This is a genomic window from Chloroflexota bacterium, from assembly GCA_016887485.1.
Lineage (GTDB): Bacteria > Chloroflexota > Anaerolineae > Anaerolineales > Anaerolineaceae > Brevifilum.
Genome location: CP069394.1, coordinates 1,288,277 through 1,314,676, shown reverse-complemented (window position 1 = coordinate 1,314,676; position 26,400 = coordinate 1,288,277). Strand labels below are relative to the sequence as shown.

Below are 26,400 nucleotides of genomic sequence, written 5' to 3'. Positions count from 1 at the left end.
ACACCTAAAAGTTCCTTTTATTAATTCAAAAGTTTGGATCAATTTGGATTATTCGATAAATCATAGATAATTAGAATAGGAGAAATGATGGATTTCGGTCTTGCTTTTAGTTATGTTTTCAAGGACCCGGACTGGTTTAAAAAGGTAGCCATTCCTGCCGTATGCAGCCTGATTCCTGTGGTTGGCCCCTTTGTCCTGATAGGTTGGGCAATGAAAGCCGCCAAGAATGTGATGGACGGAAATCTGGAAAATGCATTGCCTGAACTGGATTTCGGTGCTGATCTGGGCAAAGGTTTCATGGTGACGATCATTGGCCTCATTTATAGCTTGCCCATTGCGATTTTCGCTGGCATTTCCTCTGGTTTATTCTCTGCCGCTCCCAATTCGGAACAGGCAATGAGTGTGATTTTCTATATTCTCGGTGGTTGTTTTGGCCTGTTCGGCTTGCTCTTGGCTCTACTGATCATGTTCCTGAGTGCTGTTGGTATTGCCAATTACATTGCCAAGGGTGAATTCGGGGCTGCTTTCAAGTTCAAAGAGCTATTTGCCCTGCTGAAGAAATCTTTCGTCTCATGGTTATTGGTTGCCGTTGGTTACCTCCTTGCGATGGGCATCATTGCCCCATTGGGCGGTATCGTATGTGGTATCGGCGCAGTATTGACGGCCGCTTATGCAAACCTGATCGTGATGCACATGGTTGGTCAGGCATATAACGCCTCCAGGCCAGAGGTTTTTGAAGCGGTTTAACCTGATCTGGTTTTAATTACTCAAGTTGTAAAATAGAAAGAGCCACATAATCATGTGGCTCTTTTTTGATCTCTATTGATGGATTACTCTTGAAATTCCTGCACCTGATAGGTGAAAACCGTCAGGTGTTTTCGTTGCCAGAGGTTGGAACTTGCTCCCATCTTTTGGCAGAGGTGGGCCAGGAATTGCTCCGGCTGGGGAAGCTGATCCCAAACCTGGGGGAGGAAGGTGGCTTTGCGGAAGCCATCCTGCAGAACCACGCCATCCACGCCTGGCCGCAATTTCCTAAGCAGGTCATCTGCATCATCATAATCCAGCAGAACTTTGGGTGTCAGGATGGAGACTTCGATCTCGATCACCGGAAGCTCATCCGGCCGAACCTGGGGGAAGCGATAATCTTGCAACGCCGCTGCCATAGCATGTTCCTGCACGTCCTGTGCGAGGGGCTGATAGGCCTCCAGTGCACCTATGCACCCCCGCAGTTGTCCGGATTCGGTCAACGTGACGAATGATGCACCATCTGCTTGAAGCGCTTGGGGTAGGTCCTGTAAATTGAGTTCCGGCAGCGCTTTTCCCTGCACAGAAAGGGTCAGAGATTCTCTGGCGATTTCCAGAAGGCGTTTTTGTTCAGCTGAATCAAGGTGATCTGTCATAGCTTCTCCAATTTCCGCCATTGACGGTTGAAATAGAGCAATGGGTCTTTTCCATTCCCGGGGATAACTTTGGAGGCAACGACTTCGCCGATGAAAACCGTGGTATCGCCGATGTCAAAATCCTTGACGACCTTGCAATCAAGAAAAGCCGTGGCATTTTGGATCATCGGTGCACCGGTGGTCATTTCAAAGGTTTCCACGCCCTCAAAACGAGGTTTGCCGGTTTCTGTTTGTCCCGCAAAACGCCTGGCAAGGCCGATTTGGTGGATATCCAGAATACTGATGGCATATATCCCGCTTGCACGGACCATTTGTTGCGTCCGAGTATGGTGTCGCAGAGCGACCAATACTGTTGGTGGATCAAGGGCAAGGGAGTTGAAGCTATTGGCTGTCATACCATGAACTGCTTCACCATATTTGCTTGTCACAATTGCCACCCCGGTCAGCCATGAACGCATGGCTTCTTTTAAGTCTTCAGGTTTTATCATTTGAATTATTTTTTCATCTTTCATATAAATTTGTTATACTTTCTCGACCAGCAATCGTCAAGATACTTACGAGACTCTCATCTGATACAATAGCACTAGTATTGGTAAAAATTGTTTCCAATCTGTCAAAATTCGGAGAATTAAGGTAACATTTAATCCAATGAACATGTCCGATGACTTTGATCCCATTGAGCAGCAACAACCGGTGAATGATGAGCCGGAAAACGGGGAAGAACTGACGCAGGAACCCCCGAAGGAACGTCCGCGTCAGAAAAAACAAGCCGCAATCAAGCCCTTTACCTTTTGGCGGGGGATGCAGACGGCTTTGGCAGCCGCTTTTGTGGTGGCTACTTTATTCACCATCTGGACGCCGGGCAGCCTTGTGGAAGGCAGCCTGGAATCCCGAATGGCCCAGGCGCTGCAATCAGCTTCCGGGAATTATGAGAATCTGGCTGAAGCAACGGCGGAATCAGCCGTTGACAATGGGCCAAAAAACATCGGGATCGTGGCAGGGCACTATGGCTTTGATTCCGGCGCTGTCTGTTCCAATGGCACAACAGAAGCAGCCTCAAACCTGGAGATCGCCACATTGGTCCAGAAGAAACTGACCGATATGGGTTATACAGTCGATCTGTTGGAAGAGTTCGATGACAGGCTGGAAGGTTACCAGGCAGGCGTCCTCATCTCAATTCACCTGGACTCTTGTGAATATATCAACGATTTAGCGACTGGTTATAAAGTAGCTTCAGCTTTATCGGATCAGAATATGGCCACAAGCCAGAAACTCACCACATGCCTCTCGGAGCAATATGGTGAAGTGACCGCATTGGCCTATCATGCTGGTTCGGTGACGGATGACATGACGTATTATCATGCATTTACTGAGATTAACCCACAAACCCCCGCAGCGATTATCGAAGCTGGGTTTTTGAACATGGATTACCAGATGATTACAGAGAACCCGGAATTGATCGCCGATGGCATTGTTGCCGGCCTTCTTTGTTTTTTGAATAATTAATCGTTTTAGCTGGTTCGAGGTCGTTTATTATGACAAGCAGGCACGATCTCATATTATTGGAACAAGCCAAGTCGGCGCTGCGACGCGGGGACAGGATGCTCTCGCGGCGAATTGCCCAAAAATTAGTCAGGGAACACCCTGAGGATATTGAAGGCTGGCTGTTACTCGGTGGCTTATCCAGTCCAAAGGCCAGCCTGGCATATTTACGAAAAGCAGAAGAGATTGACCCATACGATCCCCGTGTGCGACAAGCACTGGCCTGGGCCAAAGGGCGCGTTATGGCTGAGGAAACTCAGCATGTTGACCTGGACCGGACGCGTGAGATCCGCTTATTCCAACCTTCCCCGACGCCCTCGTTCAAGGTGCCACCCCCAATCACCGTTCAGAAGCAAAGCCCGGTTTGGGTGGGCACGTTCGCCATAGTGTTGATGATTACCTTATTCTTCTTTGGCATGGATTTCCTGCCCAGCCGGATTGTTAAAGCTGCTGAGAATGCCGGACCGATCCGCCAGGAAGAATTTAACAAACCCAGCCTGACACCAACCGTCACGAATACCCCGACGCCAACCAGCACCCCGACTGCCACACCGACAGCCACACCGACGTCTACGCCAACCGCTACGCCTACACCAACCCTGGTGCCGACCCAGGCTCCTTATACCTATGCCATCCCTGATGTGGGGGATGATGAAAAATGGATTGATGTTGACCTCTCATCGCAGATGCTCTATGCCTATGAAGGCGATACCATTGTTCGCTCTTTCCTGGTATCGACCGGAACGTATCTGCATCCGACGCCTGCAGGTCAATATGCTGTCTGGATCAAGCTGCTTTATACAGATATGTCCGGGCCGGGCTATTACCTGCCGGATGTGCCTTACACAATGTATTTTTATCAGGGTTACGGTATTCATGGCACCTATTGGCACGATAATTTCGGCACGCCAATGAGTCATGGCTGCGTCAATATGCGCACTTCGGAAGCCGGCTGGCTTTATAACTGGGCGTATGTTGGAATCCTGGTGAATATTCATGACTAAATCCTCAAAATCACCTCTTAGTAAATCCATCAATCGTCGAGAGTTCCTGCAGTTTTGCGGGTTTGGTCTTGCTGGTTTGGCGCTGCCAGAGCCGGCGGTGCGGATGGTTGATAAAGCCACAGATGTCACCCAGCAACAATTGGGCCGGATCACCATCAACGGCCTCAAACTCTTTTCAGAGCCAAACTTTGGCGCGGAAGTCCTGGATGAAATGTATAAAGATATGCTCTGGAAGATCACCGGGACGACGATCGGCGGTGATGAGACCAATCCGAACCGGATCTGGTATGAGCTGGATGGCAAGGGCTATGCCTATTCCGGAAGGGTCCAGCCTGTGATGAATCAGTTCAACCCTGTCAGAACCTATGTCCCGGAGGGTGGCCGGTTAGGTGAAGTGACTGTGCCCTTTGTGGATGCCTATAACAGCATGGAAATTGGCCGCCAGATCAAATATCGCTTTTATTACGCTTCGACCTTCTGGGTGACGGATAGGATCGTGGATGAGGATGGTAAGGTCTGGTATCAACTCCTCGATGATAAGTTTTACCAGTCCTATTATGTCCCTGCCAGGACCATCCGCCTGGTCCCTGATGTGGAATTGACCGCTATCTCACCGGATTTAAGAGCGGATGAAAAATCGATTTTGGTGGATCTCAATAGCCAAATGCTGACGGCTTATGAGAAAGACCGGATCGTTTTTCAATCCCGGATTTCCAGTGGTGTGCGGTTATCCGAAGGTGGGTTTGCCACTCCTCGGGGGCTGTTCCATACCATGCGAAAGCGTCCCTGCCGGCACATGTCCAACCCGGCTAATGAATACGGCACAGGCTTTGACCTGCCCGGGGTCCCCTGGGTCAGCTATTTCACGGGGGATGGGATTGCCTTTCATGGCGCATATTGGCATAATAATTATGGGATCCCTTCCAGCCACGGCTGCATCAATATGGCGCCCCAGGCTGCGAAATGGATCTATCGCTGGACGCTGCCCACCGTGCCGCCGGATGAGTATGTTTATTCCGACGCTTTTGGCACGCGAGTAGTGATTCAGTAAGAATAGTCCCTTCAAATATTTATCAGCAATAGTGAATTAAAGTTAATCCGAATCTTATATCCAGGGCTTATACTCAACAATCAAAAAGTATGGTTTATTGTAGGAGGATGGATTGTTAAAGAAAGCCGTCTTTGAAGGACTGGTTTTTGATGAATGGGATCGCCCTGTCACGACCGCCCGGGTCGGGGATGAGCCCTGCTATATCGTGGATGATGATGGCTTCAAACGGCATATCCCTGCGGATGAGGTTGATCGCCAGGTTTGGCATTTCATGACATCTCAGATTGAAGGGAATGAGGGGACGATCTCGGAAAAAGCAGCGGAAATGATGGGTGAGGCGGATATCTTCACCAAGGCCGCCATCGAAAATCAATTGAAGAATATGGATGAACAATTTGATCAGATGGCGGAAATCGGGATTCCCGAAGAAAGCCGGGCCTATTTGGGGATGATGGGTTTCCGGATCATCATTTCAATTCATGGCGAGGTGTTGGAAGTCGTGCAGCCCGGCATGGTGGATGAATCCGGGGATGAATGATCCCGTTTGCGATAATTTTTCAAGTACAATGAAGCCATAACAGGAGAAAAAATGGTTTCAGATTTCATCGTCCACGTGGACGAATCGGATTTTGAATATGAAGTATTACAATATTCCACCCGAACTCCGGTTGTTGTGGATTTCTGGGCGGATTGGTGTATCCCTTGCCGCGTGCTGAGCCCCCGGCTGGAGCAACTGGCCCTGGAAGGGGAGGGGAGCTTCCGGCTGGCTAAAGTCAACGTGGAAGAAAGTGCTAATCTGGCCCGCCATTATAAGGTGCGCAACCTCCCGATGGTGAAGGCCTTTGTGGATGGGCATGTTGTGGCGGAATTTTCCGGCGTGGTGGCAGAAGACGGCCTGCGGGACTTCATCCGGCGGCTTGTCCCGGCCCCGGAAGACCTGATGTTCGCCAAGGGCAAGAACCTTCTGCTGTTGGCCGATTACGGCGAGGCGGAGGATGCCTTCCGCGAGTTCCTGGCCGTTCATCCGGATCACCCCGAGGCGAATTTGGGACTGATTCGCTCGCTTCTGTTCCAGGGGAAGGGCGTGGAAGCGGTGCACTTGCTGCGGCATTTTCCTGCCAGCCCGGTTTATGGCGCTGCGCAGCTGCTGAAACCGGTTGCGGAAGCTTACCAGAATGAGGACCTGAACCCTGCTGACGCCGATTCGCCGCTTGAGGCTGCCTTCCGGAATGGCATTCGGCTGGCAAAGAATGGCAAGATCCTGGCCGCGATGGATGGTTTCTTGGATATCCTGCGCAAGGATAAAACCTACCGCGATGGTCTGGTCAAGGACATTTTCGTGGGCTGGCTGACACTGATCGGGGAAGAACATCCCGAATCCCGCCAATATCGGCAGGACCTGTCGGCGGTGCTGTTCTAACATAAGCTGAGCCCGAAAACAGATCATTTAGAATCAAAAAGCTGACATGTTAATCCATGTCAGCTTTATTTATTTCCTCAGATAGAACCAAGCGCTCTTGAGCTAATAATCAATCACTTCTTTGATGAAGCTGCCATTGCGATATTCCATGAAGGCCGTTTCCAGCTCTTCCCGGGTGTTCATCACAATTGGTCCGCCCCAGGCAATTGGCTCATCCAGTTTATCTGAGCTGATGAACAGGAGGATGATATCCTCATTCAGGGATTCGACCGTAAGGCTATCACCGGGGGTCAGCTTGACCGCAGTCTTTTCGCTAACCAATTCACCTGCGATTTTCGCTTCACCCAGCAGGGTGAAGACCATGACGGATTTGTCCTCGTCGGTGTCGATCACCAATTTCTGGTGCAGTTCGAGACGGATATCGTAATAATTCAGGGGGAGATACTTTCCCGTATGCCCCTGGTGACCTTGATAATGGCCAGAGACCAGTCGCAGAATGCCGCCTTCGATTGGAATAGCCTCGATTTCATCGGCATGGATGCTGCGATATTCCGGGGGTGCCATTTTATGCTCCCTGGGCATGTTCAGCCAAAGCTGCACACCCAGCATCCTTTCCGAGGCGGGGAGCCGTTCTTCGTGCAGGATGCCGGAGCCTGCCGTCATCCACTGCACCTCACCATCCGAGATGGCATCTGAATTGCCGAGGCTGTCCTTGTGAACCATGTTGCCCCAAACGATCAGGCTGATCGTTTCGATGCCCCGGTGAGGATGAAGGGGGAAACCTGCGATGTATTCCTCAGGGTTGGTGCTATCAAAGGAGTCCAGCAGCAGGATGGGGTCAAATGCCAGGGCGGTCTGGTTCCCCAGGACACGCACCAGGCTGACGCCCGCGCCGTCCTGAGTCCGATAGCCGGTGATCCGTTCTTTGATTTTTCTTTCCATAGCGACCTTCCTTTTTCAACCGAATAAGAGGTGTTTTGTTCTACCAATAATTTGAAGTATCGAAAGCATGGCGTTTTCGATGATCTAATTATGCGCTAAATTAAGGGGAAAAGTAATGAAGAATGGGCCAAGGTAACGGATCGGACAATAATAACGCTATCCGAAAATCATTAATGCGGTAATAATGACTCTTAACAGGTTTGAAAACAGAAACAACTTTATTCTTCGATTATTACCCTCATCAGTGACCACGAAAAAGAATGTGATGGTCTCAATAGAAGCCAGGATAATCAATCCCCGTATTGTCATGAACAAAAACTCGTAAAAGTCTTCTATCATTGGATTACCTTGGAGGTAATTGAAAAGGGTCTGAGAGATTAAGGTTAACCCCAATATTATGACCCAATTCCTCTTTTGTTTAAAACCAATTATCCAAAGCAAAATCGCTTCAAGGGCCATGAAAATGCCCACCCGGATGGCAACCAGGATAACGGTCCGATATGGGTAATACCCTTCATAGACTTGTTGATTGGATAAATCTATTGTGTAAAGAGTCTCACCGAGTTGGCTCGGTTTTTCAAGTGTAAATTCGAAGGATGATTTTTCCGAGCTAACACTGAAGGTTAACTCAGCATCTTCTGAGAGTTCATCGAAGTAAAAGGTATTGTATCCCTCACAGAAGTATCTTGAAAAATATCCGCCTCGCTTCTCAGGCGTATTTGTTGTCATCCTCACTTTCGAAGGGGGAAAGGGTATGACGAAGGTCATAGTATAGTCGACAAAGTGTTTCATGTTATCGGCGACACCAAATGTCATTACCAGAATGCATGGCAATGAACAGAGAAACAGGATTGTGAAGATATAGGGCCATTTCTTCATTTCGTTCCTCCCATAGTTCAGGTTGTTGTCTGATCTTCATTCATGGATTTATTATCAATACTTCATCTTGCTTATCCTGCTCTTTTTTAAGAAAGAGAGGTATGACGATCAAATCAAATATGATCAAAATATAAATTGATAGGATTGTTACAAGAAACGCACCCTCTGCAGAAATACGGGCATTGGAATCGATAAAGAAGTTTAAGATAATCTGGGATATCGCAGTGATCCAGAGTAGTATTTTCCAACCTCTTGTGTGCTCTAAATCAACGGACCAGAGTATGAGAGCTTCTAGTAAGGAAATAAAGCCCACTCGGAAAGCTGCTATCAGAATTGACCGTATAGGCTCTCTTCCTTCTTTGATTTCACGTGTCTTAAGATTCAATGTGTAGAAGAAGTTCCCTGGCTTGCTTGGCGGTTCAATTGAAAATGTGAGGGCAGTTCCTCCACCCACGACCTGAATTTTTATTTCGTCATCGTTTGATAAATCTGAAAATCTATAAATTAAGTATCCTTCTAATACTCTCGTTGAATAAGATCCTTCACCTTCATTTCCTGAGCGCAGGCTATAGTACATATTCCGAGGATGATTATATACAATGATCTTCACTGTATAAGGTGATTCAAATAATGTGGCGTCGTGTTTCACCGTTACCACTATAAATAGTAGGAATCCTATGAGGATAGCTGCGATCACGAAAGGAATTTTCTTCAATTTATTCTCCCCGTCGTTCAGGGTGTTGTTTAAACTCCATTATATCAAAGGGGGAGTAGCGTAAACCGCCAATTCATTTTTTGGATCCAATTGAGTAAATAATGTCTTTTTACCCTTGCTTAATTCCTAATTATTACTTATAATAGCTTCCATTGAGTAATAATAAGTAATAATAAGGAGTAATATGGTTGAGAAATACTACACGGTGGAGCAGATTGCTGAGATCATCAACCTCCATCCAAAGACGATCCAGCGGTATATCCGCGAGGGGCGGCTGAATGCCCAAAAAGTCGGGAAAGCCTGGCGGGTGTCAGGCCATGACCTGAGTGTGTTCCTCGAAGAAGATCAGAACGGCACTTCGGTGACAGAAGCTACGCCAGGGCTGCAAGCGATTGTTGGGGCGGCCAGGAACGAGATCACTGTCTCGGCGGTGATTGATATCCCCGTCAAGAATTCCGCCGAAGCCGTTCAGGTTGTCAATTGGATGTCGGCATCTCTGAATTCCCAGTCGCCGGAATATGGATACAAATCTTTTTCATCCCAGTATATTGATCCGGAGAAGAAGATCCGCATCATGCTTTGGGGAAGTCCGGCTTTAGTTGAGCGCATATTACATTTTATTTCTGACATTGATTTGAATTAAGGGAGAAGACATGGCGAAGAATAGAAAGTCCACCCAAACACCGATTCCGATTTTTAAATCCGATGAGGGCCGTCAATTGATTCTGAGTTTCTACGATCAGTTGTTGGCACACTTCAATTTTGAATATCGAGAGCAATATATCGACACGCCTTTTGGCTCAACCTATATTCTGGAATCCGGTGCGGAAGGTCTACCGCCGCTCTTCCTCTTTCATGGGTCTTCCAGTAACAGCGCGGCCTGGTTTGCCGATATCGAGAAACTGGCTAAGGATTTCCATATCTATGCCGTGGACCTGATCGGGGATGCCGGCCACAGTGCGGAGACCCGTCTGGATATGAAGACGGAGGCCTATGCTGAGTGGGTCAGGGCGATATTTGACAGCCTGGGGATTGAGAATGCCTCAATCATGGGCAATTCACTGGGTGGCTGGATGGGCTTGAAATTCGCGTCGGTCTACCCTGAAAAGGTTGAAAAGCTGGTTCTATTGGCCCCCTCCGGCATAGCCCCTGTCCGGCTAGCTTTTATCCTTCAATTGATATTGTTCAGCTTGCGTGGGAGAAAAGGCGGGGAGGCAATTACCCGCATGGTGTATGGCGAGGACGAAATCCCCCAGGCCGTCCTAGACTATATTCAAGTTATCTCAGCTAACTATAGTCCTTACACCGGTGAAGTACCTGTTTTGAGTGATTCTGAGATGGCCAGGATAAATATGCCCCTGCTCTATATTGCGGGCGAGGATGACCAGCTGACGAATGTACCGAAGTGCGTAAAGCGGCTCAACCACTTATTGCCTCAATCCAAGGTTGTGGTGGTCGAAAACACCGGACATGTGATTTACAATGTCCTTGATTATGTAATCCCATTTTTGCAGGGATAGGCGAAAAACTTCGGAATGGATTATTCTGGGGTACCGGCCAGCACCAGGATTGAGACGCTCTCGATATGCCCGGTCTGGGGGAACTGATCGAAAGGTGTGATGGAGATCAGCTCGTAACCTTTTTGCAGGATCTTCTTGAGGTCACGGGCCAGAGTGGCGGGGTCACAGGAGATATAGGCGATCTGGCGGGGGAGGAGCTTGCCGAGGGCATCATGTACTTCGGGGGCCAGCCCTGACCGGGGTGGATCCATCACCAGGATATCCACGGGCCCTTCCAGGGCGGGGATGACTTCTTCCGCTTCGGCTTCGTAGAGCGCCACATTGTCAAATTCATCCAGATTCACAGCGAAGTCATGACAGGAGGAACCAGCGCTTTCCACGGCAGTTAATTGCCCCACACGGGGAGCCAAGAAGGCGCTGAACAAACCTGCGCCGGCATAAAGTTCCACGGCGTTAGGCTCGCTGGAGAAGTCCAGGTTATCCAGGACGTGCTGGATCATTTTCTCGGCAATGGGGGTGTTGACCTGGAAGAAGGAACGGGCTGAGACCTGGAAATTGCGGTCCAGCAGCGTGAACACCAGGTGATCTTCACCTGCCAGGACGGTCAGCCGGGAATCGGGTGGGGTGTAAACGGCCGAGACGGGGATATCTTCGCTGAACTCGGGCGGCTTGGGGTCTTCACCTTCCATAATCAGCATGATCTCTTCATAGGAATCCTGACGCATGCCCAGCCGGAAAACGCCCGATTCTTCACCGAGTTCGAGCTGCGGCCAGAGGGTTCCAATCCCATCCAGGGGGAGGTGGCATTCTGAGATCGGCAGCAGGTGTTCGCCATCTGCGGCGATGTACCCCAGTTCACCTTTCTGGCCAAGGTGGAACTGCACGTAATTGCGATAATTCCAGGGCGAAGGGGAGGGCACAATCGGCTGGAGGGGTGGATTCTCGATTTTAGCGATGCGCTGAAGCTGGTCAAGCATGACCGCCTGTTTGGCCTCCAGCTGCTTCGTATAGTCAAGATATTGATATTGGCAGCCGCCGCAGATCCCAAAATGTGGGCAGCGGGGGTCGATCCGGTCAGGAGAAGGTGTGACAATGCTCACCGCCCGCCCTTTGGCGAAGCGCTTCTTATCCTCCACGATCTCCACTGAGACCAGTTCACCTGGCAGGACAAAAGGCACGAAGACTGCGCGCCCATCGGGCAGGTGGCCCATACAATCGCCGCCATAGACCAGTTTTTCCATTGTCACTTGATAGGTCTCTGCCATGTTCATCAATCCTTACTGAAATTAGAATGCCCGGTCAACACGATTGGGCTGGCCGGGCATGGTTTCAACTGTGGTGGTCAGGCTACATTTCTTTTAGATAGGTCTCAAAGGCATCCAGCAGTTCGTCAATGTGGTGCATTTGGGTCTGGCCCATGTGAGCGATGCGGAAGGTCTTGTTCTTCAGATCGCCGTAACCATTGGCCATGCGCATATCCTTGGTCATCAGGTAGGCGTTGAAGTCGGCAAAATCGATCCCAGGCAGATTCTGGATGCAGGACACGGTCTTGGAGCGGTAGGCTTTGTCGGCCAGCGGCGGCATGCCGTGCTCTTCGGCCCATTTCTGCACCCGTTCGGCCATGGCGATGTGCCGGGCGTAGCGATTTTCCAAACCTTCTGCCATCATTTTGTTCAATTCGGCGTCCAAAGCCCAAATCAGTGAAATTGAAGGGGTCATGGGCGTGGAATTCTTAACGCGGTGTTTTTCCAACAGCAGCAGGTCGAAATACCAGCCGCGGTTGTCAACAGTTTCGGCTTTCTTGAGCGCACGGTCCGAAACGGCGGCAAAAGACATCCCTGGCGGCATGGCGAAGCATTTCTGGGAGGAGGTTAGCACGAAATCCAGTCCCCAGGCATCGGTTTCGACCTTGACGCCGCCCATGGAGGAAACGGCATCCACCAGGATCAGCGTGTCGGGGCTGATCTCATGGATAACCTGGGCGAGTTCTTTCAAGGGATTCTCGACACCGGTTGAGGTTTCATTGTGAACGATGGTGACCGCTTCGTAGTGTTTCTTCTTGAGGGCATCCGCCATTTGGTCGGGGAGGATCGCCTGGCCCCAGGTGGCTTCCAGGCGGTCGGCCTGTTTGCCATTGCTGACGGCAACTTTATACCAGCGTTCGGAAAAAGCGCCGTTGACGCATGAGAGGACATCTTTTTGGACCAGGTTGCGGATCCCGGCTTCCTGCATCCCAGAGCCGGTGGCTGGGGGTTGGAAGACACGTGTTTCTGTCAGAAAGACTTTTTTCAGTTTAGCTTCTGTCCCACGAAAGAATTCATCAAATTCCTTTGATCGGTGAGGGATCATAGGCTTGGCCTGGGCTTCGAGGACATCAGGATCGACATCAACTGGACCCGGAACAAACATACGAGACATAGATAGCTCCTTATGCTATGGGTGAGGTGGTTTCCAAAACTAGTTTAATCGTAACATGGGGCGTGTTGTCTGACAAGGATAATTATGCAACCCATTGGGGGTTTTTAAGTGAATGATCACATTTGTGTTGAATAAATTTCATCTCCATATTTCAAATCTGGATTGAAATTCAATAATGTATTTCCGAAATCTGCAATATCAATATAAATTTGTCCATATTTGACTTTTTTTACCCCTCATCATAAAGTTGTTTCCCATAGGTTTATAATTTTGTTAATGAGTGCTGGATTAATGCATTATTATCCTTCGATATCTGTAATACTCCAATCCCTTTTAGATTTTGAAGATAACTTATTTTTTATCAGCCTTTTCCCTTGATTTTTCTTTCTTCACACTGTATAATGCAGTGACTTGCGGGTGGTTAGCTCAGTTGGTTAGAGCGTCGCGTTGACATCGCGGAGGTCGTAGGTTCGAGCCCTATACCACCCACTGAATAAAAAAATGCAAAGACCGGGACGATTAACCGGTGCCCAACCAAAAGAGAGGGAAGGTCAGAGGCTGAAAGCCTTCCCAGGATTGAGCCGGTGAAAACCCCCCGGTGGCATGATCCGGAAAAGCGAAAGCTGAGTATGGTGATCGGTTCGCCCCGTTAGCAGCGCCAAGAGATGGCCCTGACCGTAAGGTCCAGGCTAATCTGGGTGGAACCGCGTGAGAATGCTCTCGCCCCAGTGGGCGAGGGTTTTTTGTTTAAAATCTGCTCAACACACTTCCGGCCGTCATTCGGAATGGCTGCCGCTCAAAAGAAATTATCCGAAGGAGGATAAGATGGCTGAAAATGAAAAGTACGAAGAATCAAAATTATATAAAGTTCGACACTCCGCAGCGCATGTTATGGCCCAGGCCGTTTTGGAAAAATTCCCCAAGGGCAAGGTCGCCATTGGCCCACCGATTGAGGATGGGTTCTATTATGACTTTGACCTGCCCCGGCCACTGACCCCCGAAGACCTCGAAGAGATCGAGGAGCGGATGCGTGAGATCATCAAAAATGACAGCCCCTTCGTCCGCGAAGAGGTGTCCGCTGACCAGGCTCGTGAGATCTTTGCCGACCAGCCCTATAAGCTGGAGCTGATTGAAGGGCTGGAAAAGGGCGGCGAGGATGAACACGGCAACCCGAGCGACGAACCTCAGATCATTTCGATCTATAAGGACGATACATTTGTTGATCTCTGCCGCGGCCCCCATTTGGAGAGCACCGGTAAAATCAACCCGAAGTCCATCAAATTGATGAATGTGGCCGGCGCTTATTGGCGCGGTGATGAGAAAAATCCCATGCTTCAGCGCATCTATGGCACGGCCTGGCTTTCACCGAAAGACTTGAAGCAATATCTCTGGCGGCTGGAAGAGGCCAAGAAACGTGACCACCGGAAGCTGGGGCGTGAGCTGGACCTCTATAGCGTCAGCGATGAAGTTGGTGCAGGGCTGATCCTCTGGCATCCGAAAGGGGCCATGATCCGCCATCTTGCCGAACGGTTCTGGGAAGATGAGCACCTGAGCCACGGTTATGACTTTGTCTACACGCCACATATCGGTAAGGCGCAGCTTTGGGAAACGAGCGGGCACCTGGGCTTCTATGCTGAGAATATGTATTCACCGATTGAGATTGAAAACCAGAAGTACTTCCTCAAGCCGATGAACTGCCCGTTCCACATCGAAATTTATAAATCCGGCATTCGCTCCTACCGTGACCTGCCATTGCGCTATGCGGAAAAGGGGACGGTTTATCGCTATGAACGCAGCGGCGTGATGCACGGCCTGATGCGGGTGCGCGGCTTTACACAGGATGACGCCCATCACTTCGTGGCACCAAGCCAGATGCCCGAGGAAATCGATTTCGTGCTTTCCTTCAGCTTGCACATTCTGCGTTCCTTTGGCTTTAATGACATCAAGGCTTATCTGAGCACCCGCCCCGAGAAATCGGTTGGTGATGTCAAGATGTGGGAAGATGCCCAGGAAGCTCTGGAAGCCTCGTTGAAACGCTCCGGCCTGCCTTATGACGTGGATGAGGGCGGCGGCGCATTCTATGGGCCCAAGATTGACCTCAAGATCAATGACGCACTGGGACGTGAATGGCAGCTCTCAACGATCCAGTTCGATTTCAACGAACCGGAACGTTTCGATATGTCCTATATTGACGAAGACGGTCAACCCCACCGACCCTACATGATCCACCGGGCCCTGATGGGCAGCGTTGAACGCTTCTTCGGTATCCTTATCGAGCATTACGGCGGCGCATTCCCGGTCTGGTTGTCACCTATTCAAGTGGAACTCATTCCGATCGCCGACCGGCATAATGACTTTGCCTATGAAGTCGCTACTGATCTTAAAAAGGCCGGATTGCGGGTTCATGTGGATGACCGCAGTGACCGGATGAACGCTAAGATCCGGGACGCCGAGAAGGAAAAAGTGCCCTTCATGCTCATCGTGGGCGACCGCGAGATGGAAGAAGGAAAGGTGGATGTCCGCCGCCGAAGCCGGGAACGGCTGGGCGCGATGGATGTCGCCGCTTTCAAAGCCCTGGCACTGGAAGATGTCGCCAATAAGGTGGAAGGCTAATTTTTAACGATTTTTACCACCAGGGAGATGCCTGTTGGGGCATCTCTCCGCTTGGATGACTTGTAAGAGAATCTAGGTGAAAAAGGCCTGGATTTGAGGGTGAATGGGCTGCTTTTCGGTGTTCACCGGTTGACGATTCACCCGCTGGTATGGTAAGATATAACTCGTTCCCAATTCGGGAATGCTATTTGTGTTAAGTAGACTGATCGTGTCAGAAGGAGAGAGTTCGCTATAAGTAACAAAGACGAATATCGAATCAATAAACAGATCCGTGCCACAAAAGTTCGCTTGATCGATGAGAATGGTGACAATGTTGGTGTTGTGAGTTTACGGGATGCCCTGACCAAGGCGGAAGCTGCAGAGCTTGACCTGGTTGAGGTGGCCCCAAACGCCGACCCACCTGTCGCAAGGATCATGAACTTTGGTAAGTTCCTTTATGAGAAAGAAAAGAAGGAACGTGAAGCACGGAAAGCGCAGACCAAGATTGAGATTAAAGAGATTCAACTGCGCCCAAAGACAACCGACCACCATAAGGGCTTTAAAGTACGAGATGCCCGCGGGTGGCTTCAACATGGGATGAAGGTTCGTGTCACGATCCGCTTCCGTGGCCGGGAGATCACTTACCCGGAACTTGCCCTGGAAGATCTGAGAGAGATTGCAGAGCAGTTGGCGGATGTATCGGACGTCGAACAGGCCCCCAAATTGGAAGGCCGAACCATGTTCATGATGCTCGCACCGAAAAAGTAACTGAACGATATTCTGACCGGAAGAACGATCAAATATTCAGTCAATCAAAAGCCCTACGGCCTTGCAAGCCTGTGCCGTAGGATTTTCTTGAGAGGAGTTTTATAAGATGCCACGCAAGCAAAAAGATGGCAAGTTCAAGATGAAGACCCATAAGGCGACTTCGAAACGATTCAAGATGACCGGTTCAGGCGTGATTATGCGCACCAAGATCGGTAAAGGACACCTTCGTCGTCGGACATCTGATCGAACTAAGATGATGTTTGAGAAGATGCTGCCGGTCAAGACCCGCAGTCTGAAGAAGAACGTCCGTCGTCTCGCACCTTATATGGGCAAAAAAGACTAAGTATTGTTGAACTAATTTTTATGGTTGCGGCTGTTGGGTGTACGCAACGGGTGGCTGGAAAGTCGCCGCCGACGCCCAGGGGTTCGCAAAGGAGTGATGAAAAATGGCACGTGTGAAAGGTGGCCCGTCTGGGTACAGGCGGCACAAAAAAATCTTAAAGCTCAACAAGGGCTATTACGGCACCAAGAGCAAGCTCTTCCGCCGGGCAAATGAGCAATACCTCAAGAGTCAATGGTATGCTTATCGCGACCGCCGGAATCGCAAACGGGACCTGCGCAAACTGTGGATTGCCCGTATCAATGCGGCAGCTCGTCTGAATGGCACAACCTACAGCAAGCTGATCCACGGCATGAGGGAAGCCAATATCAACCTCAATCGCAAGATGCTGGCTGACCTAGCTGTCCGGGAACCGGAAGCATTCTCTGCAGTCGTTGAAAAAGCGATTAAATAGAGACTTGACTGTTTGACTGAATATGAAAACTGCCTCTCATTGAGAGGCAGTTTTTTGTTAGTTCATTCTTGGGATGATGAATGCCGGTCAATTGGTCGGTTCGACATCCACCTGGGTTTCTTCTTCAACCTGGGTTTCTTCTCCAAAGGGATTGTCGAGATTTTGGCCTTCCTCAGTCTCGGTGTCCACATTGGTTTCATCCACAATGGGTAATTCCGGCAGGGTGAAGATCATCAGGCGGCTGTTGAGTGAATCTGCCACCCACACCCGGCCCTCAGGGTCCACAGCCAGGCCGCCAGCCACGCCGATCTCGGAGGCTGCAATGCCATAGGTGCCCCAGGTCCGCAGGAAGGTGCCGTCCCCGGTGAATTCGAGGACACGTCCCAGGATGGGATCGGAGACGTAGACGTTGTAGTCCTTATCCACCGTCAGGAAGGGTTTGTTATCCAACGAATCCCCGTACCAGCCTTCAATCTCCCATTCGATATTAGTTGAATAGGTGAGTGAATCGCCATCCGGGATCATCACCTGTATGCGGTCATTCCATGTATCGGCGATATAGACCCGTCCCTGATCGTCAACATCAATACCGACCGGTTCATCAAACTGGCCGACTTCCAGCCCGGCGCCGCCGAAGGAGGTCAGGGCGTTTCCATTACTATCGAAAATCACGACCCGCTTATTGCCGGTATCCGTGATGAAAACACGTCCTTCATCGTCCACAGCCACGCCGCGGGGGCCCCAGAAGGAATAGAGGGTTTCAGCTGCGCCGAAATCTCCCCACATGGTGATAAATTCGCCGTCAGCGGTGAATTTCTGGATTCGGTGGTTCCAGGTATCTGCTACATAAACAGAACCATCGGGGCCAACTGCAATGCCCCAGGGCTCACTAAAGGTCCCAGCGGGGGCTGCAATATTCAGGTTGAAATCGCTGGCGCCGAAGCTCCCCCAGGAATCGATCAGGTTGCCTTCCTGGTCAAGATGGAGGATCTGGTTGTTAGCGGAATCGGTCACATAGAAGGTGCCGTCTTCTGCAAAGGCGATGTCACGAGGGGTATCAAGGGCATAATCCGCATTGCCAGTGATGATCATGCCGGCATCCAGGGTGATCGTGCCCGCTTCATAGGGATCCACGGAGGGCTCCAGGGTGACCGGTGCTGCACCGTATTCCCAGATTTCCGAGACAACGTCCTTGCGGATATACATTCGGAAACCAGCGGAGGGCTGCCAGGTTTCGGGGGTCAGGGATGTACTGCCCTTTAGGGCGGCATATTCCGTATAATCCCTGTTCAGCCAGATCTGCCACAGTGCAGAACGCATTTGTGGGTCGGTGAAGGCATTCCAGACCCTTTTGACGGTCAGGTTGTAATAATCCTGCATCGGCCACCAAAGGCGGAAGTAATCATATTGAACGTAATTATCCTGGACAACGGCTTCAATCTTGCCGTAGTTATCCGAGCCGACCAGGATGATCGGGGCGTTACGCAAATCCTTGGTTGGCGTCTCGGCGTAATAGCGTTTATTGGGCCAGTCGCGGAAATACCACCAATAGGGATAGAGCAGGTCATTGTCATAGGCCACTTCGAGGTTCTTGCCGCCTGTCAGCCGGTTGCTGATCTCATCAATTTGGGCAAGGGCCTCCTTCGGGTCGGCTGTGGAATGGGCATAGACCAGATATTCCTCAGCGGTATTGTAGAGGATGAAGTTGGCCCGATAGGCAGTGCGGATGGTTATTATGGAAAGGATCCCGACGAATATGATCAGCCCCAGTTTAGCAAGCTGGTTGAACTTCCAGTCTTTCAGAAGGAAGCCCAAGCCTACAGCAGAGGCGATCATGCCAACGCTTGCCATCAGGAAGGTGCTGGTTGCCTGGAGTTCGGTCAGGGTGTTGCCCTGGAAGGGTGGCGTGGCGCCCAGCAGGCTGCCGAAGGTCTGGAAAAGGGTCAGGAGGAAGACCGTTCCTGCCAGCAGGACCAGCCAGCCGCGATAGCGTTTGAACTTGTCCCACTCGAAGGACTCCAGCAAGTGGCTGAAGCTCCAGCCTGAAGCCAGGATCATCGGCATGGTGATATGGGTAGTCAGCCAGGGCATTCTTTCGCCGGCAAAGCTGAAAGCGAGCAGGCTCATCACCGACCAATAGAGCAATAAAGCCAAAACGGGTGGTTTGCGTTCCTCACCCTCATTATCCACCAGGCGGGACTGTCTCTTTTCTTCTTTGGTTGGGAAAGGCTCTTCCGAAATGACCGGTTCTTCAACCTCGGTCTCAAATTCCAATGGCTCACTATCCGCCTCTTGGTCCTTTTTACCCTTCAACAGGGATTTGATGCTCAGAGAAGCGCCCATGATAGCGGCCATGATCGTTCCAAAGGCTGGCAGGAATTCATAGATTGGAATTTGAATCAGGGCGTAATAGTATTTAGGTTGTCCGCCTCTGGTGACGCCTTGTTGGGCCAGCCAGTAGCCCAGCGCGCCCATCAAGCCCTTGGCGAAGCCGACACCCTGGGTGAACAGGGTGGTATAGAACAAAATGAAAATAGCCCAGAAGATACCGGTGTTGATCAGCCAGATTTTCCCGTTCCACCAAATGCCGATTAACACAGAAATGATGAAGAGCGGCACCAGGAACATAAGGGCGTTGAGGATGCCGGGATTGGAATAGTCCAGCGGGTTGAGACCGATGATCGCCATCGGGAGGGCGGCCAGCAGCGGCAGTACGAAGGTCCCCTGCAGGATGAGCAGGTCAAATGTGCGCTCATCCCGGATACCCTTCCAACCGAGGCCTTTGACCAGGAAGATCCCCGCGCCAACCAGACTGACGATTGCCAGTACCCCAAACACGCCGATCTCAATTCGGGTTGTTAATGAGATCGCATTGAGCAAGACGCCAATGTCGCTGTCAGTGTCAGTGGTGTTGGAGAGGGCTGTGTATCCGAACCCAAAGGCTAGCAGGCCGAACACTATGGTGAGCCCAACTGCGATGATAAATAACAGCTTGAAGAGGTCCTTCTTCCAGGCTTTTGAGAGGAGCCTGATGACGAAAACCAGCGCCAGGAAGATCAGCAGTTCAGCGGTGAAGATGTAAGATGTCGCTTTATCGGTAAAATGCAGGGCGGTGATGATCGTGATGAAGATCAGCGTCCGCTTTTTCCCCAGTTCAAGGTATCGCAGGATGCCCCAAAGCAGCGCCATGCCCCAAAAGACGATATAAATCTCATTGCGGGTATAGCGGCTATAATATGAAATGTAGGGTGAAATAGTGAAGAGAAAACCGGCAATTAGACCACCCAGCCGGCCAATATAGCGCTTGAAGGCAAATATTGCAAACACCACCACCGCGATGCCAAAAACGGCATCCGGCACCCGCGCTGAAAAGTCACTGTCGCTAAAGAGCGTGTAGGATAGCGCGAGTAGATGGAATTGCAGCGGACCATGCGTCACTGGGTCATAAAGGTATCCGTTGCCCTGATAGAAGTCATAAGCGGGGACCACATGGTTCGTCTCGTCGTGGCTCATGGTCCTGTCACCCAGCATGATGAAGCGGCTGAGGACGGTGGTGATCAGGATCAGGGCAACGATCAGGTGGTAAATTGTGAAACGCGGCCAAAATGAGAAAACCGGCCGATCCAACCAGGCATTAATTTTCGTGTTTGAAGTCATCATATTTTTTTCTTCTGGTTTGGTGATTATTTCATTTAATATGGAATACGTATTTTCCCTTATGATTTTAGAACTATACTTTAATCTACAATTCCTGACAAGTCATCTCAATTGTATTATAATTGTGCGCTTTGAATTGGAATGAATAAGGTAGAATTTAGAACGAATGAAAAAACGAAATTTAAGTATTCTTTTAGCCATAATACTGCTGGCAACGGTCTCCGCCTGCCGGCAGCCAGACGCGGAAACCGAAGTTGTGGTGCCGGATGCCACTGAATTGCTTCAAACCGCCGTTTACCTGACCACGCAGGACGCTGCGCAGACGAAAACAGCCCTCCCAGCCCCAACCCTGACCCCGATTAGCAGTTGGACTCCGGAGCCGACCATTGACCGCACCCGGGGGGCCATCCAGACCCCAACCAGTGCAGCCGCCTGCAATCAGGCGGCAGCCGGACATCCCTTTGATATTACCATCCCGGATGACACGATCCTGGCACCGGGCGAGAATTTCTCGAAGACCTGGCGGCTGGAGAATGTCGGTACGTGTACCTGGTCCAGAGCCTACACGATTGTCTTTTTCTCCGGTAACAGCCTGAGCGCCTATCAGAGCCATGCGCTGGCGGATGAGGTGGCACCGGGACAGGCGATTGACGTGACTGTGGATATGGTGGCGCCCAACAAGGTCGGGAGCTATCAGAGTAACTGGATGATCAGTGATCCGGAAGGGCGTTTATTTGGGATTGGTCCGAATGGGGATGCGCCGTTTTGGGTTCGGATCGAGGTTTCCGATTTGGTGACCAGCACGCCGACCATTACCCCGACAACCACAGTCACACCTGTGGCTTATCAGGAGGGGAGCATCACCCTGCAGAACAGCGATCAGTTTGACCTGGATGCCGCTACGGTAAATCCGGGCAATGGGGCGATTGTTGACCTGAGTTATGCTTTTGGCGGTGAACCGCAATACCTGTTAACGGCAAAGAACGGGGCGGTCTGGGCCGTCTTTGGCTTGGAAGCGCCTGGCTTTGGCGATTGCAGCACGATGACCCTGACGGGTAATGCGATTGGATTTGAGGTTGTGCCAGAGGGGACTTATATCTGTTATCAGACCTCAGGCGACCTGTATGGCCGGCTCATGTTGGACAGTGCCAGCGGTGAAAGCCTGAACCTGGATTATTTGACCTGGTCCATTCCGTAAGCAAAAAAATGACAGGGAATCAAAATAGAGGTGTGAGTATCACACCTCTTTATAATTTAAGTTCTATTAGAACAAGCTGCGCATGATCAGCAGGAAGCCAAACATGGCCAGGGGGACTCCAACGACCGCGCCGACAATCGTCAATGAGACGACGATCCCGACGATGAGCAACACCAGGCCAAGGATCGCGCCAACCAGTCGACCTGTCAGTTTGATGATCCAGACCACCAGACGCCAAATCAGGTAGAAGGGATAGAGAAGCAGGGGAACGTGTTTTTTATCTTCAGTCATTTATACCTCCATTAACAATATACGGGGTTTTGGGTAAAAAGTTTCAACCACTGAAGGGCTTTAGGAAAAAGGTAGATGTAAATTAATGCTAATGAATTTCCCGAATTGGGATTAACACATTTTCGCATATCTGGTATAATAGCGGTCGCTCTGTTGTTAGAGCGACTATGGAGAGGTAGCATAGTCCGGCCTAATGCGCGCGCTTGGAGTGCGTGTGTACCGCGAGGTACCGTGGGTTCGAATCCCACCCTCTCCGCTCCATAAAGAAACCACCTGTAAATGCAGGTGGTTTTTTAGTTAAATATTGACGGACTACTCCGCGAGGTATTTCAGGATCGAAGCCCACCCTCTCCGCTCCATAAAGAAACCACCTGTGAATGCAGGTGGTTTTTTAGTTAAATATTGACGGACTACTCCGCGAGGTGTTTCAGGATCGAAGCCCACCCTCTCCGCTCCATAGAAAAACCACCTGCACCAGTAGGTGGTTTTTGGTTAAATATTGATGGACTACTCCGCGAGGTATTTCAGGTTCGAATCCCACCCTCTCCGCTCCATAGAAAAACCACTCGTTATTGTGGGTGGTTTTTTGTTTTGTAATTTTTATTGAAATGTTTTGTTACGGCCTTCGGCCGCCACCACGTCCACCCTGGCTGAGGCCGGCACCGGACTGGATGCTTTCCGCCACGATGGCGTCATAGGCAGTCTGGTCCATGTATTGCGGTTCGTAGATCTCACCGGTCTGCTGGGCCAGCACGGAGGTGAAAGCCCGCAGGTGGTTCTCTGAGCCAAACAGGAGGTTCTCATAGACCTGGCGGACATCCGCAGCGGTCACGATCTCCAGATTGGCCTGCAGGTCAAGGATATCAATTTCCTCGATGGCAGCGCCGACCTTGAGGGCATCAGCCTGGGATTTGCTGCCAAGGTCAACCAACTGGTCATAGAGGGCTTGCAGGTCAGGGTTGACGAAGACGCCAACGGGGGAGCTGATGGCTGGGTCTTCCAGGCCGTAAATATCCAGAAGGTTCTTGACCGCTTCGGTGTGGGTCTGTTCGCTGTTGGCGATGTTCTGGAAAACAGGCGTACCCCAGATTCCGTAGAGGGTGACGTAGACATCATGAGCCAGTTTTTCCTCTTCACGCATATACAGCAGACCTTCGACTTCAGCTTCGGTCAGCCCACTGGCATGCAGGGTGCTGGCGGCGGCGCTGGCGACGACCACGGTTGGATCGTCTTCGGTTGAGGGTTCAACACCTGCGACGGTTTCTGTGTCGGTGGCAGTGTCATCGTTAATTGCAAATGTCTCTTCAACGGCGACAGGTTCAGCGGAAACTGGTTTGCTGGTGGGGATGGCCGTGGAGCAGGCCGTCAAGGCAAGGCTGATCAGTGCGGCCAGGCCTAAAATTTTCAATGTGGTTGGCTTTTTGTTGTTCATCTTAACTCCTTGTTATTTCAGTAAATCCGCTTCAGCGGATGTTTTGTTTTATTCGTTCAAGCTGTAATTAGTATAAGGATGGGTTGTGAAGAAAATGTGTAGGAATTATGAAAAGGGGATGGAATTTGGATAATAATTATCCTGAATGTTTTCCATAGGTTGAAGTTTGTTATAATCTCTTGTGCGGGGTTTGATTATTTCTGGAAGCATCGGATTCTAGCGGGAAAATTTCAGATTCAAAAGGAGCCAGAGAACTCATGCCGTTCACACCCATTCACTTGGGAATTGCCGCTCCAGTCAAAGCTGTCTCGAATAAAAAATTTCACCTCATGATCTTCGCCTGGGCGCAGGTTGTGATGGATATCCAGCCGCTGATCGTGATCCTTACGCATCACGGACGTACCCACGGCATTACGCATACCTTTATAGGTGCGATTGTGCTGGGGCTGGTCGCAGCTGTCAGCGGTAGGTATCTGCTTGAACTGGCCGGGAAGATTGTGAACTGGAAGTATCTCAAGAGTGGGGTGCTTTCATGGAAGGTCGTGTTCATCAGTGCCTATTTCGGCACCCCCAGTCATGTTCTACTGGACGCGTTGATCTATCCGGATATGGACTTCTTTTGGCCTTTCATGGCAGGTAATCCCTTACGGATAGGTGTTTCATCCCTTGAAATGTATGGTTTTTGCCTGCTGAGCGGCTTAATAGGGAGCGTTCTATGGGTTATTCTGTTCATCATCCGTAAAAGAAAAATGCGCCAGGGAAAAACGCCTGACGCATCCTAAGTCCATTCGAGCCTCGGGGTTGAAATTAACTGCCGAGGCTTTCCTTTAAATTAATTCCCTGAATGGGGTCCACCTGGTCATTGATGATCATCCTGCCCAGAGCCGCGCCATACGCTACCAGCTTATCCATCTGTGTGGTGTCATCCATTTTTATTTCTTCCTGCAGATCAATCTGGAACCGACGGAAATCCAGTTCCTTGAAATGCGTCTCCACCAGATGCACTTGCTGGTCATAGGCGGATTGCAGGAAGATGTCGGTTGCTTTGCCGATCCAGTCCCAGGAATGAAACTTGGCAATTCTACGCCCGTCATAGGCATAAGGTGAGCGGCCGGTGCCGATGCTGATCAGGGTGGTCTCGCTCGGGTCCCAATTTAGGCATTCCTGCGCTTCATAGGCCGCCACATAACAGGGATTGCTGTAGGCACCCACGCCGCCATCAATGAAACGGTTTTCGACCACGGGGAAGTAGGTTGGCACCGTACAGGAAGCCCGGACGGCCTTGCTGACAGACCAATTTTTGTATTCTTCTTTCCAGGGTTTGATGAAACGGGTTCGGTTTTCCGCCAGGTCATAGGACGTGATCACCACATCAAGTGGTTTGGGGGCAACCCAGAATTCGGACATTTTCATCGAGCCGAAATGCTCTATCAGTGCATGGCTGAGCGGCCGGGCTGGGTAACGGTAACGGGTGAGGGGGAAGAACCATTTGCGCCAGGTGCTGGGGAATACAGATGATCCAATTTCCCGATAGAGGCGGGTCATTTGGCGCCCGGACAGTCCGGCGCCGATCCCTGCGGAGATGATCGAACCTGTGGACGTGCCGACAGCCAGACGGAAGATTTCATGCAGCGGTTTACGCAGGTAATCTTCCAACACGGCAAGTGCCTGCGTGACGATTGCACCCCGAAGTCCGCCGCCATCGATGGCTATGGCAACATTTTTACGAAAAGGAATCATGCTTGCTCCTGATTTTTCAACAGTTAAACCTTGCTGTAAATCATGTTGCAAGATGAGGGCCAACGGAATTATCTGGCAGTCCTGGCGAAGGCGGGGCTTGCGATTCAAATCCTGTTTTTTATATAATGAAGTTAATCGAAAGTAGAGATCCGAAAAAAATCCAATGTGATGAAATAAGAATATAGCCGAGATTTGGAGTGTTCCAGTTAGGAGGCAAAGATGAAAAAGGTTCCGAGAATTCTTGGGTTGATTATCGCATCCATTGTCGCAGGAATTTTTTTGGCATTTTCTGTTGGCGGCATTTTTGAAAACAATTCAAACCCATTCACGTTTGAGGATATAGGAATCGTTGCGTTAGCAATTCTTACGACGGTTAGTGCGATTTTCGCCTGGTTCAAAGTCAAGATCGGCGCGTGGATGATGTTGGTTTCGGGGCTGCTATTCGCGATTTTCGCTTTGTTAACGGCAGGTGGCAATCGCATCATCGCGATGATCCCTGCCGGGGGCGCATTGTTAAGTAGTTTGTTGTTGTTATGGGGGATGCAGCTGGAAAGGAAGGGCTGACTTGAAGAAATTTCTGATCGTGCTATTGGCTTGTTTGGCTTTTCTGCTCTTTCAAGCTTGTTTTTGCAATGACCTAATGAGGTTTATCACCGGGGTCTCACCGTTGGCGAGTGATTATACCGGGCAATGGCATAGTAAAGTTGCCTGCGAGGAAAATGAGGATGAACCTTATCGGTGGGGAGTGGACCTGAAAGAGGATGACAGCGGGGCGGTCACCGGGACGATCTACTTCCATGACTGCCCGGGCGGCGGTGCTGTGACCTACTCTGTGAAAGGGCAGCATGAGGAAGGGGTCACGCCTTTGGTATTGTTGGGCACACGGATTGACGGTCGGTATATCCTGTATATGAACTCGCCGGAAACTCAGGTATTCGAAATCATGAAAGGTGCAGCACCACAGCCAAATTTCACGGATTAAGAAAATGAATGATAGGAAATACTTTTTAGGCAATTTTCCTGGGAAAAAATAACAG

27 protein-coding genes and 2 tRNA genes are annotated in these 26,400 nt (G+C 50.4%); 18 read left to right on the top strand and 11 right to left on the bottom strand.

Annotation, left to right across the window (positions count from 1 at the left end; genetic code table 11):
* Positions 1-87 precede the first annotated feature (87 nt).
* Positions 88-747, top strand: a complete 660-nt coding sequence (locus JR338_05945) for a DUF4013 domain-containing protein (GenBank protein QRN84276.1) — start codon at positions 88-90, stop codon at positions 745-747.
* An 83-nt stretch (positions 748-830) separates the two neighbouring features.
* On the opposite strand, the gene amrA is transcribed toward JR338_05945, so the two are convergent.
* Together amrA and JR338_05935 are read right to left on the bottom strand one after the other, a co-directional pair.
* The gene (gene amrA, locus JR338_05940) at positions 831-1,400 is read right to left on the bottom strand and encodes an AmmeMemoRadiSam system protein A (GenBank protein QRN84275.1); all 570 of its coding nucleotides are present in this window, start codon (positions 1,398-1,400) and stop codon (positions 831-833) included.
* The gene (locus JR338_05935; protein ID QRN84274.1) at positions 1,397-1,888 is read right to left on the bottom strand and encodes a flavin reductase; all 492 of its coding nucleotides are present in this window, start codon (positions 1,886-1,888) and stop codon (positions 1,397-1,399) included. The genes amrA and JR338_05935 overlap by 4 nt, the downstream gene beginning before the upstream one ends.
* A gap of 166 nt (positions 1,889-2,054) precedes the next feature.
* Here JR338_05935 and JR338_05930 point away from each other — a divergent pair, with 166 nt between their 5' ends.
* The 5 genes from JR338_05930 (at position 2,055) to JR338_05910 (ending at position 6,417) form a co-directional block, all read left to right on the top strand.
* On the top strand, positions 2,055-2,906 hold the full coding sequence (locus JR338_05930; protein QRN84273.1) for an N-acetylmuramoyl-L-alanine amidase: 852 nt from the start codon (positions 2,055-2,057) through the stop codon (positions 2,904-2,906).
* Positions 2,907-2,935: 29 nt separating this feature from the next.
* On the top strand, positions 2,936-3,946 hold the full coding sequence (locus JR338_05925; GenBank protein ID QRN84272.1) for a L,D-transpeptidase family protein: 1,011 nt from the start codon (positions 2,936-2,938) through the stop codon (positions 3,944-3,946).
* The gene (locus JR338_05920) at positions 3,939-4,997 is read left to right on the top strand and encodes a L,D-transpeptidase (GenBank protein QRN84271.1); all 1,059 of its coding nucleotides are present in this window, start codon (positions 3,939-3,941) and stop codon (positions 4,995-4,997) included. The genes JR338_05925 and JR338_05920 overlap by 8 nt, the downstream gene beginning before the upstream one ends.
* A gap of 112 nt (positions 4,998-5,109) precedes the next feature.
* Complete coding sequence (locus tag JR338_05915) at positions 5,110-5,535, top strand: hypothetical protein (protein QRN84270.1); 426 nt, start codon at positions 5,110-5,112, stop codon at positions 5,533-5,535.
* Positions 5,536-5,586: 51 nt separating this feature from the next.
* Complete coding sequence (locus tag JR338_05910) at positions 5,587-6,417, top strand: tetratricopeptide repeat protein (GenBank protein QRN84269.1); 831 nt, start codon at positions 5,587-5,589, stop codon at positions 6,415-6,417.
* A 102-nt stretch (positions 6,418-6,519) separates the two neighbouring features.
* On the opposite strand, the gene JR338_05905 is transcribed toward JR338_05910, so the two are convergent.
* The 3 genes from JR338_05905 to JR338_05895 form a co-directional block, all read right to left on the bottom strand.
* Complete coding sequence (locus JR338_05905; GenBank protein QRN84268.1) at positions 6,520-7,359, bottom strand: pirin family protein; 840 nt, start codon at positions 7,357-7,359, stop codon at positions 6,520-6,522.
* A gap of 156 nt (positions 7,360-7,515) precedes the next feature.
* Positions 7,516-8,238 (bottom strand): hypothetical protein, encoded by a 723-nt coding sequence (locus tag JR338_05900; protein ID QRN84267.1) that lies wholly within the window; start codon positions 8,236-8,238, stop codon positions 7,516-7,518.
* Between the two features lie 40 nt (positions 8,239-8,278).
* The gene (locus JR338_05895) at positions 8,279-8,953 is read right to left on the bottom strand and encodes a hypothetical protein (GenBank protein QRN84266.1); all 675 of its coding nucleotides are present in this window, start codon (positions 8,951-8,953) and stop codon (positions 8,279-8,281) included.
* 184 nt (positions 8,954-9,137) lie between these two features.
* Here JR338_05895 and JR338_05890 point away from each other — a divergent pair, with 184 nt between their 5' ends.
* Together JR338_05890 and JR338_05885 are read left to right on the top strand one after the other, a co-directional pair.
* Positions 9,138-9,596, top strand: coding sequence for a helix-turn-helix domain-containing protein (locus tag JR338_05890; protein ID QRN84265.1), 459 nt, complete (start codon positions 9,138-9,140; stop codon positions 9,594-9,596).
* A gap of 10 nt (positions 9,597-9,606) precedes the next feature.
* The gene (locus JR338_05885; protein ID QRN84264.1) at positions 9,607-10,473 is read left to right on the top strand and encodes an alpha/beta hydrolase; all 867 of its coding nucleotides are present in this window, start codon (positions 9,607-9,609) and stop codon (positions 10,471-10,473) included.
* A gap of 20 nt (positions 10,474-10,493) precedes the next feature.
* Here JR338_05885 and JR338_05880 read toward each other — a convergent pair whose 3' ends face one another.
* Both JR338_05880 and JR338_05875 read right to left on the bottom strand, forming a co-directional pair.
* A complete protein-coding gene (locus tag JR338_05880; GenBank protein ID QRN84263.1) occupies positions 10,494-11,738 on the bottom strand; it encodes a class I SAM-dependent RNA methyltransferase in 1,245 nt (414 codons plus the stop codon).
* Between the two features lie 82 nt (positions 11,739-11,820).
* Positions 11,821-12,891, bottom strand: a complete 1,071-nt coding sequence (locus JR338_05875) for an alanine--glyoxylate aminotransferase family protein (protein ID QRN84262.1) — start codon at positions 12,889-12,891, stop codon at positions 11,821-11,823.
* Between the two features lie 415 nt (positions 12,892-13,306).
* Here JR338_05875 and JR338_05870 point away from each other — a divergent pair.
* From JR338_05870 to rplT, 5 genes are all read left to right on the top strand, one after another.
* A tRNA-Val gene (locus tag JR338_05870) sits at positions 13,307-13,380 on the top strand.
* A 225-nt stretch (positions 13,381-13,605) separates the two neighbouring features.
* Positions 13,606-15,504, top strand: coding sequence for a threonine--tRNA ligase (locus JR338_05865; GenBank protein ID QRN84261.1), 1,899 nt, complete (start codon positions 13,606-13,608; stop codon positions 15,502-15,504).
* Between the two features lie 231 nt (positions 15,505-15,735).
* A complete protein-coding gene (locus JR338_05860; protein QRN84372.1) occupies positions 15,736-16,251 on the top strand; it encodes a translation initiation factor IF-3 in 516 nt (171 codons plus the stop codon).
* 106 nt (positions 16,252-16,357) lie between these two features.
* Positions 16,358-16,594, top strand: a complete 237-nt coding sequence (locus JR338_05855) for a 50S ribosomal protein L35 (GenBank protein ID QRN84260.1) — start codon at positions 16,358-16,360, stop codon at positions 16,592-16,594.
* A 103-nt stretch (positions 16,595-16,697) separates the two neighbouring features.
* Positions 16,698-17,045, top strand: coding sequence for a 50S ribosomal protein L20 (gene rplT, locus JR338_05850; GenBank protein ID QRN84259.1), 348 nt, complete (start codon positions 16,698-16,700; stop codon positions 17,043-17,045).
* 87 nt (positions 17,046-17,132) lie between these two features.
* Here the strand turns inward: rplT and JR338_05845 are convergent, their stop codons facing one another.
* Positions 17,133-20,705 carry a glycosyltransferase family 39 protein gene (locus JR338_05845; protein ID QRN84258.1) on the bottom strand — a complete coding sequence of 1,191 codons (3,573 nt, stop codon included), beginning with the start codon at positions 20,703-20,705 and terminating at the stop codon, positions 17,133-17,135.
* A 163-nt stretch (positions 20,706-20,868) separates the two neighbouring features.
* Here JR338_05845 and JR338_05840 point away from each other — a divergent pair, with 163 nt between their 5' ends.
* Positions 20,869-21,900, top strand: coding sequence for a hypothetical protein (locus tag JR338_05840; protein QRN84257.1), 1,032 nt, complete (start codon positions 20,869-20,871; stop codon positions 21,898-21,900).
* Between the two features lie 66 nt (positions 21,901-21,966).
* On the opposite strand, the gene JR338_05835 is transcribed toward JR338_05840, so the two are convergent.
* Positions 21,967-22,191 (bottom strand): hypothetical protein, encoded by a 225-nt coding sequence (locus JR338_05835; protein ID QRN84256.1) that lies wholly within the window; start codon positions 22,189-22,191, stop codon positions 21,967-21,969.
* A gap of 169 nt (positions 22,192-22,360) precedes the next feature.
* Between JR338_05835 and JR338_05830 the strand changes: the two genes are divergently transcribed.
* Positions 22,361-22,447: transfer RNA gene (locus JR338_05830), tRNA-Ser, on the top strand.
* Positions 22,448-22,807: 360 nt separating this feature from the next.
* On the opposite strand, the gene JR338_05825 is transcribed toward JR338_05830, so the two are convergent.
* On the bottom strand, positions 22,808-23,623 hold the full coding sequence (locus JR338_05825) for a DUF2202 domain-containing protein (GenBank protein ID QRN84255.1): 816 nt from the start codon (positions 23,621-23,623) through the stop codon (positions 22,808-22,810).
* 257 nt (positions 23,624-23,880) lie between these two features.
* Between JR338_05825 and JR338_05820 the strand changes: the two genes are divergently transcribed.
* On the top strand, positions 23,881-24,405 hold the full coding sequence (locus JR338_05820) for a DUF4184 family protein (GenBank protein ID QRN84254.1): 525 nt from the start codon (positions 23,881-23,883) through the stop codon (positions 24,403-24,405).
* Between the two features lie 25 nt (positions 24,406-24,430).
* On the opposite strand, the gene JR338_05815 is transcribed toward JR338_05820, so the two are convergent.
* The gene (locus JR338_05815) at positions 24,431-25,363 is read right to left on the bottom strand and encodes a patatin-like phospholipase family protein (protein ID QRN84253.1); all 933 of its coding nucleotides are present in this window, start codon (positions 25,361-25,363) and stop codon (positions 24,431-24,433) included.
* Positions 25,364-25,582: 219 nt separating this feature from the next.
* Here JR338_05815 and JR338_05810 point away from each other — a divergent pair, with 219 nt between their 5' ends.
* A complete protein-coding gene (locus JR338_05810; GenBank protein QRN84252.1) occupies positions 25,583-25,927 on the top strand; it encodes a hypothetical protein in 345 nt (114 codons plus the stop codon).
* A 1-nt stretch (position 25,928) separates the two neighbouring features.
* Positions 25,929-26,345, top strand: a complete 417-nt coding sequence (locus tag JR338_05805; protein ID QRN84251.1) for a hypothetical protein — start codon at positions 25,929-25,931, stop codon at positions 26,343-26,345.
* Positions 26,346-26,400 lie beyond the last annotated feature (55 nt).

Excerpts from the sequence above, each read along its gene's own strand:
- JR338_05845 (QRN84258.1), bottom strand. The coding sequence starts at position 20,705 with ATGATGACTTCAAACACGAAAATTAATGCCTGGTTGGATCGGCCGGTT.
- JR338_05905 (QRN84268.1), bottom strand. The coding sequence starts at position 7,359 with ATGGAAAGAAAAATCAAAGAACGGATCACCGGCTATCGGACTCAGGAC.
- JR338_05935 (QRN84274.1), bottom strand. The coding sequence starts at position 1,888 with ATGATAAAACCTGAAGACTTAAAAGAAGCCATGCGTTCATGGCTGACC.
- JR338_05900 (QRN84267.1), bottom strand. The coding sequence starts at position 8,238 with ATGAAGAAATGGCCCTATATCTTCACAATCCTGTTTCTCTGTTCATTG.
- JR338_05855 (QRN84260.1), top strand. The coding sequence starts at position 16,358 with ATGCCACGCAAGCAAAAAGATGGCAAGTTCAAGATGAAGACCCATAAG.
- JR338_05885 (QRN84264.1), top strand. The coding sequence starts at position 9,607 with ATGGCGAAGAATAGAAAGTCCACCCAAACACCGATTCCGATTTTTAAA.
- JR338_05910 (QRN84269.1), top strand. The coding sequence starts at position 5,587 with ATGGTTTCAGATTTCATCGTCCACGTGGACGAATCGGATTTTGAATAT.
- rplT (QRN84259.1), top strand. The coding sequence starts at position 16,698 with ATGGCACGTGTGAAAGGTGGCCCGTCTGGGTACAGGCGGCACAAAAAA.
- JR338_05840 (QRN84257.1), top strand. The coding sequence starts at position 20,869 with ATGAAAAAACGAAATTTAAGTATTCTTTTAGCCATAATACTGCTGGCA.
- JR338_05815 (QRN84253.1), bottom strand. The coding sequence starts at position 25,363 with ATGATTCCTTTTCGTAAAAATGTTGCCATAGCCATCGATGGCGGCGGA.
- JR338_05920 (QRN84271.1), top strand. The coding sequence starts at position 3,939 with ATGACTAAATCCTCAAAATCACCTCTTAGTAAATCCATCAATCGTCGA.
- JR338_05825 (QRN84255.1), bottom strand. The coding sequence starts at position 23,623 with ATGAACAACAAAAAGCCAACCACATTGAAAATTTTAGGCCTGGCCGCA.
- JR338_05865 (QRN84261.1), top strand. The coding sequence starts at position 13,606 with ATGCTCTCGCCCCAGTGGGCGAGGGTTTTTTGTTTAAAATCTGCTCAA.
- JR338_05835 (QRN84256.1), bottom strand. The coding sequence starts at position 22,191 with ATGACTGAAGATAAAAAACACGTTCCCCTGCTTCTCTATCCCTTCTAC.
- JR338_05880 (QRN84263.1), bottom strand. The coding sequence starts at position 11,738 with ATGGCAGAGACCTATCAAGTGACAATGGAAAAACTGGTCTATGGCGGC.
- amrA (QRN84275.1), bottom strand. The coding sequence starts at position 1,400 with ATGACAGATCACCTTGATTCAGCTGAACAAAAACGCCTTCTGGAAATC.
- JR338_05890 (QRN84265.1), top strand. The coding sequence starts at position 9,138 with ATGGTTGAGAAATACTACACGGTGGAGCAGATTGCTGAGATCATCAAC.
- JR338_05820 (QRN84254.1), top strand. The coding sequence starts at position 23,881 with ATGCCGTTCACACCCATTCACTTGGGAATTGCCGCTCCAGTCAAAGCT.
- JR338_05875 (QRN84262.1), bottom strand. The coding sequence starts at position 12,891 with ATGTCTCGTATGTTTGTTCCGGGTCCAGTTGATGTCGATCCTGATGTC.
- JR338_05925 (QRN84272.1), top strand. The coding sequence starts at position 2,936 with ATGACAAGCAGGCACGATCTCATATTATTGGAACAAGCCAAGTCGGCG.
- JR338_05810 (QRN84252.1), top strand. The coding sequence starts at position 25,583 with ATGAAAAAGGTTCCGAGAATTCTTGGGTTGATTATCGCATCCATTGTC.
- JR338_05930 (QRN84273.1), top strand. The coding sequence starts at position 2,055 with ATGTCCGATGACTTTGATCCCATTGAGCAGCAACAACCGGTGAATGAT.
- JR338_05945 (QRN84276.1), top strand. The coding sequence starts at position 88 with ATGGATTTCGGTCTTGCTTTTAGTTATGTTTTCAAGGACCCGGACTGG.